At 47.4% G+C, this 15509-nt stretch carries 9 protein-coding genes; all 9 read right to left on the bottom strand.

What is annotated here, in order from left to right; all coding sequences use genetic code 11:
• Window positions 1-118: 118 nt before the first annotated feature.
• The 9 genes from IPM52_12005 to IPM52_11965 all read right to left on the bottom strand — a co-directional run bounded on the left by IPM52_12005 (window position 119) and on the right by IPM52_11965 (window position 15401).
• Entirely contained in the window at window positions 119-1177 is a 1059-nt protein-coding gene (locus tag IPM52_12005; protein ID MBK9292333.1) for a hypothetical protein, read from the bottom strand.
• 101 nt (window positions 1178-1278) lie between these two features.
• The gene (locus IPM52_12000) at window positions 1279-2112 is read right to left on the bottom strand and encodes a GLPGLI family protein (GenBank protein ID MBK9292332.1); all 834 of its coding nucleotides are present in this window, start codon (window positions 2110-2112) and stop codon (window positions 1279-1281) included.
• Between the two features lie 68 nt (window positions 2113-2180).
• Window positions 2181-2993, bottom strand: coding sequence for a GLPGLI family protein (locus tag IPM52_11995; GenBank protein ID MBK9292331.1), 813 nt, complete (start codon window positions 2991-2993; stop codon window positions 2181-2183).
• A gap of 248 nt (window positions 2994-3241) precedes the next feature.
• On the bottom strand, window positions 3242-3370 hold the full coding sequence (locus IPM52_11990; protein MBK9292330.1) for a hypothetical protein: 129 nt from the start codon (window positions 3368-3370) through the stop codon (window positions 3242-3244).
• A gap of 119 nt (window positions 3371-3489) precedes the next feature.
• A complete protein-coding gene (locus IPM52_11985) occupies window positions 3490-4128 on the bottom strand; it encodes a hypothetical protein (protein MBK9292329.1) in 639 nt (212 codons plus the stop codon).
• Between the two features lie 551 nt (window positions 4129-4679).
• Window positions 4680-5528, bottom strand: coding sequence for an MBL fold metallo-hydrolase (locus IPM52_11980; protein ID MBK9292328.1), 849 nt, complete (start codon window positions 5526-5528; stop codon window positions 4680-4682).
• Between the two features lie 82 nt (window positions 5529-5610).
• Window positions 5611-5853, bottom strand: coding sequence for a hypothetical protein (locus IPM52_11975; protein MBK9292327.1), 243 nt, complete (start codon window positions 5851-5853; stop codon window positions 5611-5613).
• Window positions 5854-5900: 47 nt separating this feature from the next.
• Window positions 5901-7976, bottom strand: coding sequence for a T9SS type A sorting domain-containing protein (locus tag IPM52_11970; protein MBK9292326.1), 2076 nt, complete (start codon window positions 7974-7976; stop codon window positions 5901-5903).
• Between the two features lie 102 nt (window positions 7977-8078).
• Entirely contained in the window at window positions 8079-15401 is a 7323-nt protein-coding gene (locus IPM52_11965; protein ID MBK9292325.1) for a fibrobacter succinogenes major paralogous domain-containing protein, read from the bottom strand.
• Window positions 15402-15509: the final 108 nt, after the last annotated feature.

Raw genomic sequence — 15509 nt, 5'->3', positions numbered from 1 at the left:
GGTTGTTCGAGCAACTGTGAAGAATAGGCATCCTGAAACCTTACGATGGCATTTACGTCGCGCCCCCACGCCTCGAACTGAAGTTTGTTTTCCAGGTAGTTCTTTCTGGTATTGCTGTTCAGGGTGATGTAGTGCGCAGCAATTGCGAAAACGCCTTATTGTTCAGGGTTTCGATGAATGCAGAAGAATCAATGGGGCTGAAGATGAACCGTCTTGTGGTGCTGTTCGACAGGTGGGTGTCGTGCAGCAGATGGTTGTTCACCCGCAAGCTTAAACCTTTATTAAGTTTCGCAAGGCCATTCAGATTGAGCAGGTGCGATTGGTTGAACAAGAAGCGACTCAGATCATTCAACGGAAGTTGCGGCTGGGGAACAAGGAGCACCGTTGATTCGTCCGGGCGGATCGGATGAAGTTGCGCATCCTGAAAACCAAGCATCTGGAACTGTTGTTTTATTTCCTGACCTGTATTGTTCGACTGTACCGAAGCAAGTGCCTGAAAATGCGGAGTGAATGCCATCGGCGAAACATCGGCATTCCAAAGCAGTTCTTCGCCAAAACCTGAACCAATCTTTGCAGCACCGGTATAGGTAGTTTTTCGTTTCAGTTTCAGGTTGAGTGATGCTTGCTGCGAGCTCAGCCGATCGCGAAGAATTTCAATGGGTTGATGATTTTCGAGCACCTCCACAGTGGTCACAGCCTCGTGGGGCAGGTTGCGGCTTATCGGGGCATAGCGACCGTCCATCAGGTCAAGGCCTTCCACGTAAAACTTCTCAATGGGCAGCCCATTGTAAAGAATTTTACCTCCAGGTTCCACTTCAATACCCGGCATGCGGCGGAGCACATCTTCGATGGAACGATCTGTTTTGCCTGCAAAGGATTGCACCAGATAACTCAGGGTGTCGCCTTTACGCGCTATGGGCGAAGCGCGAACGGTAAATGTTTCCAACTGTTTCACATCCGGGATCAGCGTAAACCTGATTTCCTGCGATACATTGACAATTGTTTTGGTTTGCCGCGCCCAGGCAAGCGAACTCACAGTTACATCAAGACTGTCGTGTGTGGTGTTGAATGAAATTGTAAAATAACCTCTGTCGTCGGTAAAGCCAAAAGCTAAGATGGTACTTTGACCGTTGGGCGAAATAACAACATTGATATTTGGAATTGGTTGTTTCTGCAAATCAGCAATAAAACCCGTAAGGGTGGTTTGTGACCAAATGAGGGTTGCTTGACAAAAAGTCAGTAAGAAGGTGAAGGTAAGTTTTACTGCCAGAGTGCGCATTATTTAAGCTCTATTGGGTTATTCCTGCGCTGCATATTTCGTGCTGCTGTTTGTTGAGCCTGACTATTTGCACCTGCCTCACGAGCTCTGCTTATAATATCCATTCTCAGGTTTTCTTCCGATCTGAGGTACCTCTCTCTGCTTGTTCTAACATAATCGTGTTCTTCAAGCTCTATAGGAGTAATTTCTGACAGCCTTTCAATTGAAACAATCTCAAAAATATAATGTCCTTTACTGTCGGCCATCTTTATAATGAGTCCGGGCAATCCTCTGAACTTGTATGGGCCTTCGCTCAGTGGCACTTCGGTGGTGTACCATGCTGCCCACAAACGACCACCATAGTTTATCTCGGCCAAACGCGTATTGTAGTCGCCAAATTTTTCTATTGTGTCTTTTAATTCCCACCGAAAAGCATCGAAATCTTCCTCATAAAGAAAAAAGCCTGGCAACACTTTGTTTGTATAAGTAATCTTTCCGACAGGAAAATTCTTGTATATTGAATACGTAAATCTGCCTAATCTGCTATTGGCTTTAAACTCATCCAAAAATGCATCCAGACGCCCCTCGCGCTCAGCTTTTTTTCCTTGTTGCCGGAAAGCATAAAAGTTCTTGCCGGTAAAAATGCTGACTCTATCTCCCACCAGAAGAACCATCTCCTCCCGTCGCTGAAGACTGAGATTAGTGCTGTCCTCTTTAAACTTTAGCTCATAAGTTATCATCAATCCGGCATTGTTGAGTGTTTTAGCAGTGGTCTGAAAAAACTGAGCTCTTATACAATTAGAGTAAGCCAGAATAATTAATAAACAAAATGCAAAGTTGTTTCTGGAATTCATAAAGGTCAATATGTTAGCCTCTCATGCGAAATATTTTGTTTAAAACTGAATGCGAAAGTCAACATTAATCACTTCAGCTCAATTGGATTGTTTTTTCGGGCCAATTTACGGTAAACTTCAATGAGTGTTGTTTGGTCAGCACCAACATCTTTCAATCGTCGTTGTACTTCAGCATGATTTTTTTCTCTTGCTCTGATGTAGTCCAAACGACCACCTTTTACATAATCATATTGCTTTAAATCGATAACAACCAGGTGTTTAAGCTCTTTTATCGAAATAAACTCAAAAGAATAATGTTTTTTTGAGTCGTGCAACAATATGATCAGGCCCGGCAAACCATCAAACTTGTATGGCCCGTCGTTGATGGGTATTTCCGGAGTAAACCACGCAACCCATTCACGCCCACCATAATGGCAGACAGCTTTTTGTGCTTTCTGGTCATACAGAACTTTGGTCTCTCCTGTGAGCTGCCACCTGCAAACAGGTCTGACCTCTTCGTAGAGAAACGGACTGCCTATTAAATGCTCTGTTACTGTATTTTTCCCAAAAGGATAGTTTTTGAATATCTGAAAAAGCAGCACAGGCCGCGGAGCCTGAGTATTATTGTTAAAATAAGCAGCAAACATCTCAGGTGTAGGTATTCTACGGGCAATACTGTCGCCCAGATAGAGATTGAGGCTTTGAAACATGCTCAGTTTTTTGCCCACAAAGAGCAACATATCTTCCTGCCTGATGTAGGATGGACTCAGCGAATCTTCCTGATATTTCAGGGAATAGGTTATTTGATACCGTGCAGTATCCAGACTTGTGTATGGCGCATCAAACTGACCAAATAATGCAATAGAATTCAAAATAATTAGTATCAAAAATAATACGCTCATTTTGCTGATGGATTTTGAACTGAGCCACAGTTAAAAAGACTGTGGCTCAGTTGGTTGTTACTATACTTATTTGAAGGTTTCTTAGTTAATTCTTACTTTATACAGCAATTCGGACCATGTCCACCAATCGCTAGCATTACTCCACACAAATTAATGTTGTTGGACATTTGGGCAGGTCAATACGGAGGCATAACATTTTTCACTGCATGCAAATGCTGCTGCATTATCTGCCACGAAAGATGTGTGAATTATCCCTGGTTAGACTTGCTTCTTAATGATGGGCGAATTGCCTGGAAATAAATTATACTTCCCAAAACAGGGAATAGAATAATCAGATAAATAAGTCTCTTGTCATGCTTCAATCTGATAATATCCATGATTGCGCTTAACATTAGCAAAGCGGACAAAACAAGAAACGTGATGATTAAAGGGTAATACATAACAGTAAGTGTATTAAATTTAATAATTTTGAAACGACATAAGAATCAAAATAACATTAATTACTGGGATTTATGATCGTGTGGTAGGCGCATGCTGCCGCGATTCCTGCTAAACATTGTCTCCAGACAATTCCGCATAAAAATGCACACTCAGGGTCTTGCAAACATGCATTTAATGCGGTGCGAAAGCATCGAATAAAATCATTGCCGCTTGGAGAGTATACAATGTATTCAATCTCTTCACGTTCCATTGGATCAAAAAGAATCGAAGCAAATAATGTGGTATTGTAAAAAATATTGATTTGATTATTTACATCTAAAACATCGATCTCAATAGAGTAGTCTAATAATTCATTATCATAGTACGACATAATAATAATTGATGAGGAGTCGACGCATAATTGGTCTTTTTGAAGTACAATGCTACGTATCGGATTATCAACATAGGTAATAACTTCGTGTATGGATAAACTTCCATCATTCTTTATTGATGTTTTCTCCATATAAGAGTTGAAAGATTTACTGTCAATTTCCAATGGTTTTGAAACGCTTAATATTTCAGGTCTGGAAGTTGAACAAATATTTATTACTGGTTCAGTGTGATTTAAGGTCTTTTCACAGCCGATAAATAATAATGTAAATACAATGAGTGCCTGTATTGGCAATCTAAATTTATATTGAAACAGATTTTTCATTGTTTTATTTATTTAATTGTTAAAAAAAGAACTCTTAATAAACCTTCAAAAAAATTTAGGCATATTAAAAAGCTAAACGAACTTATTCTTCCCCAGCCAAAAAATGTATTTTGTTGTGCAACAAGGCACAAACTGTTTGCGAAATAAAAGTATGTGTATAAGCTCATGGCAACAATAAACAATCCAGACCTTTAGATATGAGAAACCACCAAAGCTCTTGCCTCTGGGGGGGATAAAGTTAGCAACGCTCATGCATCACTTGTTTGTCGAAGCTAATGTAGTGAAATATTTGTACGCTTGTCAAGTCGGGGTAGAGAAAATTTATTCCAAGGTTGCTTTTTTAAAAAATATATATCTGATTGAAAGAGCTATAAAAAGCACTTTGTTCCATCAGAATATTACAAAGGCTCAACGATGATTAATACAAGGATAAACGGATTCTGGTTGGTCATAAAAACCAGTCAGCAGCAACCAAACTTATTGGCAGCCAATCAGTATGATAAAGATTTTAGCAAAACAAACTGCCCTCAAAGGTTAGGCAGGCAATGCACTCAGCCAGCCAGCAATTCGTACAGCTTACCTTTGCGGTCAGCACGCACGCCTTTTGGCGTTTCCTGCAGTGTGATGGCTTCGGTGTAGAGGTCGTGTTCCAGAAAGACCACAAAATCGCCGCTGAGAGCATCGGCATAAAAACGCTCTTTGTCTTTCAGGGTAACAAGCGGCCGGGTGTCGTAGGCCATAATCCAGGGCATGGGCACATGGGCCGACGATGGAAGAAGATCGGCAGCAAAAACCACTGTTTTTCCGCTGTAGCGGATGTATGGAATCACCTGACCTTCGGTATGGCCATTGAACAGCTTAAAGGTGATGCCCGTGATGTATTCGCCTTCTTCTTCGATGAGCATCAGCTTTCCGCTTTCGTAAATGGGCAGGATATTTTCTTTCAGGTACGAAGCCTCTTCGCGGCGGTTGGGCTGGGTGGCCCATTCGAACTGTTGGCGGCTGGTCCAGTATGTGGCATTCGGAAAAGCCAGCTCGTAGCCGCTGCGATCGGCATTCCATTTGACGCTGCCGCCGCAATGGTCGAAGTGCATATGGGTGATTACCATATCGGTGATGTCTTCGGGCTTGTAGCCGGCAGTCGCCAGCGACGATTCGAGGGTGGCATCGCCGTTGAGGTAGTAATGGCTCAGCCATTTTTCGTCCTGCTTGTTGCCTATGCCGTTATCAATGAGGATATGCCGGTCGCCGTCAACCACCAGCAGGCAGCGCATGGCCCAATTGCAGAGGTTGTTTTCGTCGCAGGGATACACCTTGCTCCAGAGTACTTTGGGCACAACACCGAACATGGCACCGCCGTCGAGTTTGAGGTTACCGGTTTCGATGGGGATGAGATGCATGGGTCATGTAGATTGATTGGTTTTCAAATTTACAGGTTTTGTGAGAACCCAAACTACTTATCCCATCGAAACCGGCGGCTTGTTATTCTTCTTTCTTTTGCCAGGCAAGGTATAGCTTTCGGCTGCCATAAGCCGCTCCCATGAGGAGCAGCAGGTCAATGCCGCTCCCAACAGGAGCCGACCCACCAACAGGGCCTCCGCCCGAAACAGGATCAAGCGGAGGTGAGGGTGGGCCTTGTGCCAATAATGGCAACGATATGCTGAGCTTTAAAATGAACAACAAGCTAATGGCAGCGCGTAACAGGCGCATGCTGCTTATTGTCATGTGTGTATGTTTTTTAGTCTCAATATTCATTTTAGGGTAGTGTTTTTCTACAACACAATTTTGGCCGTGGCAGAGCGTGTTCCAGTGGTTACTTTAACAACAAAAAGCTGGGTAGGCAGGTCCACAGAAACTACAGTCGGGCTGTTGAGCGTTTGTTCCGATTTGTAAACGATCCTGCCGGCCAGATCAATGATTTCGACGAAGGCTTTTTGCCCCAGATGGTCAGGCAGGTTGATATACAACTGCTTGTTATGTGCCCAGATATTGTGTGTTTGATTTTCCTTTTCGTTTTGCCCAAGCACATTGGTAAAATGGAGCATAAAACGGTTGGGGGCATTCCCGGCCACATGGTCGAAAGTGTAGGTATGTTGCTCGTGCAGGTTTATCATTTGGTTGGTGTGCAGGTCTTCAAGAAATACCGACACATCTTCATCGAAGCTTTCCAGCATAGAAGCATCCAGGGTAACCTGCCCGTCAACAGCCATTTCGAAATGCATGGGCAACATAAAAATTTCATTAACCGCCGGTAAAGCATTGATGGCATAGTCCACACCATTGAGGACTGTAAAAAGTTGTGGGGCATTGCCAAAACCTTTTAGTTTGAGGGCATCCAGATTCCCGTCAAAAAAGGCGGTCGCAGTCTGTACGAACCTGATGTATGTTTCATCATACGCATCTGTGGAAAGAGCCTTTATTTTAAGCAGGTTTGCAGGTGAATTGACCGATTTGTAAAAGCCCTGACCATGATGAAGCCTGGAGGCGTTGTTGAGTTGGATGCCTGCTCCGGTTCCCCCTGCTGACGATTTTTTGATGAAGAACGCCTGACCTATCGGAATAATAGCCGGATTTGGAATGCCGTCAACCGATGCCACATAGTTGCCAGTTTCGGAATTAAAGAAATAGATGGCGTCATCATAACCGGTTTTGGTTACTTGCTCCCAATCCACCGCGCTGGGGTAAGGGTTTGGTAGCAATCGGAATGAGTTGCCACCGGCAATACCCATCTGGATGGCCGGGAAATTGACTTCACCGCTATTGAGCCAACCGCCAACTTGATAGTTATAGCTTGCACCGTTAAACCATACCAAATAACCCTCTTTGTTGTTGATCGGGTGGTTGCTACTGGTGATTTTGCTCCATTCCTGGTTTTGATGATCCATCTCCCACAGGTGAAGCCCCGTGAAAAGGTCGCCTGCGGTGAAAACGGATGCGTCATGCATAGGTACACTGACCAGATGATAGCGGTGTGTGGTAGGGTTGATTGACCCGCCCGTGAGCGAACGTTGGATAGTTGCCTGAACAGATGCGGTATGGTGCATCAGCGAACCGCCATCGGCAACAACCAATGCTGAGGCAGCCGGCGAAGAAAGTGTCCCATTTACAGTGAGCCACTTACCGGGTTCTATTGTAAGATTTCCACCTGCCAGAATTGTAAGGTTATTGGCCATGGCGGGGGTAAGGTCAGCCTGTGTAATTGAGGCATCACCGTTCCAAACGGTTGTGTTGAGTGCCTCATCCCAGTCGAGATGCTGCACATTGTTTGTGCCTCCACCAATTTGCGACCACCCATGAGCCGCTGAGAAAATCCTGCCAAGGAAAACCAAAGCTGGTTCGGTTTCGTGATAGGCATTGGGGGTCTGGTACAGCTGGGTTACGCCCGGATCGGAAACGTGCAACTGAAATCCGTTCATACCACCTTGCAGAAAACTTATTCCTGTCAACTGGTTATGGTCAACCGGGGAGTTAAGGCGCGCACGAATGGTTATCATGGTTGTCCAATCGGTTGGGATTTCGGCAAAATCATCCGCATTTCCACCGTTCCACTGGGCATCGGGGTCGCCGGTGAGGGCAATGTTGTAAACCTTGTTGGGCGATTCGCCTGTGATGGTGCGTGTTACGGAATATTTGAGCCCTCCCAGGGAGTTTAACCCATTGAATGCGCCTGCCTTGATAATCTGCCAGGTAGTGTGGGTATTGTTGAATGCCACATTATTGAAATTCAATTTGATTTGGCTGGCCCATAAATAGGTGTTGGACTCGCTGGCTTTCACCTGGATATCAAACTGAAAATGATCGAAGTTTGATTGCCTGATGATCCGTGGGTTGTTTATCCGATAGCTCAACTGCTGTGCCCAAAGGCTTGTGCCAATTAAGCTTATCAATAAGCTGGAAATGAACGTTTTTATTTTCATGGCTGTACTTTTAATATTGTGGTTGGTTTTAGTTTACTTATCACCGGGAACACATGAGCGGTAGATAACCCTTTGCCTGATAGAGTTGAAGATGTTGCCATAGCCGAAGTTGACCGACCATAGGTTGAAATCCAGTACGGACACAAGCGCATCCATATCTACATCAGATCTGCTGTAAACCACCCATTGACCGAACGCTGTGCCCCATTCATCAAAATCAAGCACACTCAGTTGGCCATCGCCATCAATATCGCCTGCCACCATTCCGTACACTCCCGGTTCAACAGCTTTATAGCCAAGGCTTCCCCCATAGGCTTGGGTTACAGCCGTTGAGAAGTCGTAAGTAAGTATATTGCCATTAAAGTTTAAGGTTGCGCTGCTCATCACATCAATATGATTGCGATGACGTACCACGACGTATAGGTTTTCGGTGCCTGCGGTTACATCAACAGAAGGCCACTCGCCGAAAGGATCCACAATGAAACCGTTATTTGTCAACAGCAAACTCTTTGGCCAGCCGGGCAGAATTGTTTCGGGGGTAGCCAGTTCGGGCGAAGCTGCCTGCCTGATTTCCACCAACACCCAGTCAACAGTTTGCAATGGCACACATGCAGGCACATCGGCAAGACTTTCAAAGTTCCACGGTTCTTCGTTATAAGGTTGTGATGACGGCACAAGATGGTTAAGGTTAAGATGGTTTTTCATGGTGCCGCCAGTTTGGTATGCACCCTCGAGGAATACCTTTACCTGCAGCTCATGCGCTGTTTTGAAGCTTACCTCGTTTCCATAGGCTGTTCCTTCGCTATTGACAGCATAGGCACGGGCGTAGTAAACCATTCCGGGGATCAGGTTTTCAAGTTGTACTGAGAATGTGCCAGGGCCACTTCCGGCACTTGAACTGAAGTTTGCCAGGGTTGGTTCGGTTGTTGTTGCCCAAACAATGCCCCTATCGGTAACCATTGCATTGCCATCATTGGTTACTTCGCCTCCGATGGTTACTTGGGTTGGGCTGACAATGGTAACGCTGCCGGTTACCACCTCGGGAAGCTCCGAAGGCCCGTCGGAAAGAGTTTGAAACTGCCATTGGTTGCCGTAGGCAGTACCATTGGCATTTGTTGCATAAGCCCTTACATAATAGGTAGTTTGTGGGCTAAGGCCGGTAAGATAGCTTGTAAAAAATCCGGTTCCGCTACCATCAGTGGTGAATTGGTCTGCGGTGGTTGGGTTTGGGTTTGTGCTCCAGCACACACCCCGCTGGGTAACGTTTGAACCACCGTCGTAGGTAATAATTCCGCCACTGATGGCCGAATTGGCCGTTAGCCCGCTTATAGCCTGGGTGCTAACGGTAGCTTCACCGGATATAGTTTGTTCGCGAACGCACCTCACGCTCAAGCCTGCCGACTTGCCACGTGAAGGCCTCCAAATATTGGGATGATAGTCCATCGAACGGTGCCATGCTTCGCCAGGGGTGGATTCGGTTGACGACCACCACCAGCCGGTACTACCTAAGAATTGATAAGTGCCGCCGCTTTGGCGCTCACCACCGGGCAAGGCGCCAAACCCATAGTCATCGGTTCCGTAGGAGGTTTCGTGGTAATCCCAACGGGGATGGGCTGTGGTGTTGCAATCAGCCCCAAGCGGTGAACCAACCTGACGGCACGATTTCAACTGGTTGCCACCATTTGCCTCTCCTCCGCTGATGTAATCGGTCAGGGCATACCAATCGTTATCGGTTGGCACGCGCCAGCCCTCCGGACAAAGCTGGTTGGCATTCGACACTGCATACCAGTTGTAGAGCGCCCCATATAAGTCTTTCCAGCTTTCATCGTTATTGTACCAGGCATACGCCCCAGTGGTGTTGCTGCTCCATGCACTGTTGTCAGCCCCGGGATGTTGAATGTTGGTTCCGTTACGGTATTTGGTGGTTCTGAGGTTTTCGCCCATCCAGCATTGTGTTCCGATGCGAACCGTGGTGTAAGTGTTTCCATCGGCATCGGTAACTGTTGGCATATTGGGGCAGGCAGTTTCGGCATGGGTAGAGAATACCACCTGGTTGCCATAAGCCACGCCCTGGTTGTTAATGGCATAAGCACGCACATAGTAGCTCGTATTTGGGCTCAGGTTGGTCATTTGTGCCTTAAATGTTCCCAAGCCGGAACCGACATCAAGCTTTTCTTCGTCTATGGTCGGGTTTGGATTTGTGCTCCAGCAAATACCCCTTTCAGTAACGGGATCGTTGCCATCGCCAACAACATTGCCTCCACCTATTGCCGAATTATCGGTTATCGAAACCACTTCATCTGTAGTAACCTGTGGCAACGAAACCAGCGCATACTCACGCACACAACGAACGCTCAGGCCAAACCCTTTTAAGACATCATTAGCAAATACGGCATCTGAATCATACCACAAACGTAAAGCCATGGCATCGGAGGCATTAGTCGAAGTAGATGACCACCAGTAGCCTCCTGCACCCAATGCGAAATAGCCGTTGGATTGCCAACCTGCAACACCCCGTGCGCCACCCGGAAGGGCCGAAAAGCCGTAATCATTTGTGCCAACATACAGATCGCTGAAATAGTCCCAGCGTGGATGGGTTTCTGTGTCACAAGGTATACCATAAGGATTGTTTACCTGTCTGCACGATTTCAGTTGTTTGCCTCCGGCGCTGGTTCCACCGCTGATGTAGGTTGTGAGGGCAGTCCAGTCGGCCTGGCTTGGAACACGCCAACCATCGGGGCATAAGCCGGCAGGGTTGGTTACAGCATGGTAGTTGTACAAGTATCCATAGCGGCTTTCGAAAAACATATTGTTTTCATATACGGCATAAGCCCCGGAAGTATTGGTCTCCCATGCATCGAGGTCGGAGCATGGATAGTCAATGGGGCTGCCATTGGAATAAACTGTCGTGCGCAGGTTTTGCTGCATCCAGCACTGATTGCCGATTACGACGGTTTTGTAGGTGTTGCCATCAAGATCGGTGAATTCGGGCATGTCGGGGCAGGGTTGGCCATCAAGTGGGTTGGAGCCTGCTGCGAGTGTGGTAAATTGTAACTCATCCCCGTACGAAACGCCCTGACTGTTTATGGCAAATGCCCTCATATAATAAGTAGTTTCGTTGAGCAACCCGCTTATTTCGGCGGTGAAGGTGCCGGTTCCGTTGCCAACATGCACCACTTGCGCATTGATATCGGGATTGGGCGAAGTGCTGTAGCAAACACCCCTGCTGGTTACACGCGCACCACCGCTGCCAACTACCTCACCATGTGCTGTAGCCGTTGAAGAAGTTACATTTTCCACACCAACAGTTTCAACCACAGGCGTTGTAACAACAGTGGCATGTTTGCGCACACACCTTATACTGAATCCATAATTTCGGGACATCAATTCGAGTGATACTGCATCGCTGAACGAGCCCATCCTATAGGCGAGACCAGATGTATAACCCAACTGGGTTGAGTCGGACCGCGTCCACCAATATCCTAAGGCTCCCGATGCTTGCAAGGCATTGCCTGGATTGCCAACAAACACCCCATGAAAACCACCCGGAAGCGCACTAAAGTCATATGAATCAATACCGTAGTGGGTTGCGTCCTGATTCCACCGGGGATGTTCAGTGGTGCTGCAATCTCCGCCTAAGGGCGAATTTACCTGGCGGCACGACTTTAAAAAGTGTGCACCATTTACGTGGCCACCGTTGATATAATCCATAAGTTGGTAAAAGTCCTTTTTAGAAGGCACTTCCCAGCCCTCAGGGCATAGAAGTCCGCTGCTGGCAGCATACCAATTGTACAGGTAACCATAGCTTTCGTGTGCGTTGAAGGCAAAAGCGCCCGAAGCAATTGTATCCCAAAGGGCTACATCTGCGCCAGGTAAAGCCAGGGGTTGGCCGCTGCGGTATTTTGTAGAAGCCAGGTTTGCTGTTGTCCAGCATTGGTTGCCGATAACAGTGGTTGTGTATACATTGCCGCTACCATCAGTAACAGACTCAAAATCGGGGCATGGCGAGCCATCGGCCACCGGAATCCCCTGAAGTGTCGTGAAACTGAGGGTCTCGCCGAAAGAAGTTCCGAGGGCATTGGTGGCAAAAGCCCTCACAAAGTATGTGGTTCCGGCATCCAAGCCCGAAATGGTTTTTGTAAAGCTGCCATACCCCGAACCGCTGAACGACACATTGTCATTAAGGCCAGGGTTGTTGTGTGTTGCCCAAACAAAGCCGCGATCTGAAACCGGCAAGCTGCCGTCAACATTGACAACACCTTCGGCAAGCACCGAGAACGTGGTAGCATTGGTGAGGCTCACTGTGCTTACTCCGGGAAGGGTGTTTTGGCCAGTTGTTGTTTTGATGCACCTTACTGCCATGCCCTGGGCCTTTGGCAACGGGTTTTGAAAAGCACCCCCATAGCTATAACCCATGGTATATGCCCGTGCCTGGTCGTTGTTGCTTGTCTCGCTCGAGCTCCAGAAATAAGCATCCATTCCCAACACAAAGAAATTGCCCTGTTCATTGCGATGTCCACCCGGTAAAGCTGAATACCCATGGTCATCAGTTCCATAATGGGTAGCGTGGCTTTCCCAGCGGGGATGGGTGCTTGTGTTGCACTCCCCTCCCAGTGGTGAATTTACCTGACGGCACGATTTGAGCCTGTTTCCGGCCTGTGTGGTGGCATCTCTTACAAATGTGAGCAATGTGGTCCAGTCGTCGTTTGTGGGCACATGCCAGCCCTCGGGGCACAGTTTGTTGGCACTGTTCACAGCATGCCAGTTGTACAGGGCACCATAACTGTCTTTCCAGTTTGCATCATTGTTGTACCAGGCGTAAGCGCCAATGGTATTGTTTTCCCAGGCCCAATTGTTCGACCCGGGATAGTCAATCGGAACATTGTTATTATAAACAGTGGTTTTCAGGTTTTCTTTTGTCCAGCATTGTGTGCCAATTTCGATGGTATTATAAACATTGCCATCGGCATCCACGATAGTGGTAATCCCACCACATGGATTGGCACCTGCAACAGTTGTTGTAAACACAAGCTCAGATCCATAAGCTGTTCCTACGTTGTTTGTGGCATAAGCCCTTAAATAGTAAGTTGTTCCGGGCTCGAGGTTCTCAAGCTGGCTCTGGAAGCTTCCTGTTCCACTGCCATCAAAAGTCAGGTTATCAAGTACAGTTGGGTTGGGTGCGGTGCCGTAAACCACGCCGCGTTGGGTAACTGTTGCCCCACCCGAAGAGGTGACAGTACCACCGGATGTAGCGGTGGTTCCGGTGATGTTGGTGACGGTTGTTGTTTCAATTACAGGAACGCCAGCCTCACCGCTATGGTTGCGAACGCACCTCACACTCAAGCCTGCCGACTTGCCACGTGAAGGCCTCCAAATATTGGGATGATAGTCCATCGAACGGTGCCATGCTTCGCCGCTGGTGGATTCGGTTGACGACCACCACCAGCCGGTACTACCTAAAAATTGATAAGTGCCGCCGCTTTGGCGCTCACCACCGGGCAAGGCGCCAAACCCATAGTCATTGGTTCCGTAGGAGGTTTCGTGGTAATCCCAACGGGGATGGGCTGTGGTGTTGCAATCAGCACCAAGCGGTGAACCAACCTGACGGCACGATTTCAACTGGTTGCCACCATTTGTCTCTCCTCCGCTGATGTAATCGGTCAGGGCATACCAATCGTTATCGGTTGGCACGCGCCAGCCCTCCGGACAAAGCTGATTGGCATTCGACACTGCGTACCAGTTGTAAAGCGCACCATAAAGGTCTTTCCAGCTTTCATCGTTATTGTACCAGGCATACGCCCCATCGGTGTTGCTGCTCCATGCACTGTTGTCAGCCCCGGGATGTTGAATGTTGGTACCATTACGGTATTTGGTGGTTTTGAGGTTCTCTTTTGTCCAGCATTGGCCGCCAATAAGCACAGTATTGTAAATATTACCATCGGCATCGGTGATGGTTGGCATATTCGGGCAGGGTTCGCCATCAGCGGGCGTGCCACCGGCAACCTGTGTGGTAAAGCTTAGCTCATCGCCATAAACGGTTCCACTGCCATTGGTAGCATAGGCCCTGACATAATACAATGTGTTAGCCGAAAGGCCGGTAATGCTGCTGCTGAAACTTCCGGTTCCGCTGCCGTTAGTGGTGAAATTGTCATTAATTGTTGGGTTGGGCGTTGTGCTCCAGCATATGCCCCTGGCTGTAACCGCACTTCCACCATCATCTGTTACGTTTCCTCCGCCAACGGCCGAAGTGGATGTGATGGTGTGCACAGGTGATGTAATAATGGTGGCTGTGGTGGCAGGTGTAACTACCCTCATGCAACGCACTGAGGCCCCGGTTCTTTTTGGGCCTCCTGTTTCAAGGGCGTAGCCTGAGTTATAATTCAACGTAAGCGACAATCCACTCGTTGCATTTGATTCATCGCTGCTCCACCATTCACCACTAAGTCCCTGGCTGGAAAATGTTCCCCAGAAGTTGAGCACCCCACCCGGTAGCCCGCTAAAACCGCTGGCATTGGTTGCAAGGGCATTAGGTGGCATCCAGTACGTCGTGCCGACCGATTTCATTTTTCCGCCAGCGGCATTGATGCCGATTTCATCGCCCTCACCATCACCGCCAAGAAAACTTTTCAGCATAGCCCATTCCTGTTCGCCAGGCAGCTGCCATCCATTCGGGCAGAGGCCTCGTGGGTCGTTTGCTGCAAACCAGTTGTAAAATTTTCCATAAATTGCATTGTTGGACGGGTCATTGTTGTAGTACGAAAAGGCGCCTGTGGAAAGCCCTTCCCAAATGGTGTTATCGGTTACCTGTGGGATAGCGTCGCCATTTGCATAGGATGAGGTGGCAAGGTTTTCGGCCATCCATTCCGTAACAATGGTTGATCGTATCGTTGACAATTCCAAAATAATGGTGTTATAAAAATTACCATCTATGTCGGAAACGCCACCACCAACAGTAAAAAGTGGTATTACTTCAAGGGTAGTAAAATTCAATTCGTTGCCATAGGAAACACCCATTGCGTTTTCGGCAAATGCCCTTACATAGTAGGTGGTTGAAGGCGATAATCCGAGCAAAAAACCGGTAAATGAATCCGGGTCGCCGTTACCCATAACCACCATATCATCAAGCGTTGGATTGGGGGTTGTGGCATAGCAAAACCCATAATCCAACAAGGGATGGCCACCGTCGTCGGTCACACTTCCTTGCGCTTCTGCGGTTACCTCAGCTATGTTGTTGATGCCCAATGTTGTAACCACCGGCAAACCTGTCATAGCCTCCATAGCATATAGCGATGCTGTTGAAAGGCCAGGCAAGGCGATATACATACTGAGAACCGTTAAAAGAATCATTCGTTTCATGGCTGTTGTTTTATTGCGGTTAATACATTTCTTTCCTTTTGCTTAGTCCTTTACAATTGCAGGGAAAGGTTGTGGATGGCTGTAAAGCCAGGCATCCTTCCGGTTTAA

Source organism: Bacteroidota bacterium (genome assembly GCA_016715945.1).
Classification (GTDB): Bacteria; Bacteroidota; Bacteroidia; order Bacteroidales; family F082; genus JALNZU01.
Note: the sequence above shows the minus strand (reverse complement) of the source record. Positions and strands in the feature narration are given on the sequence as shown.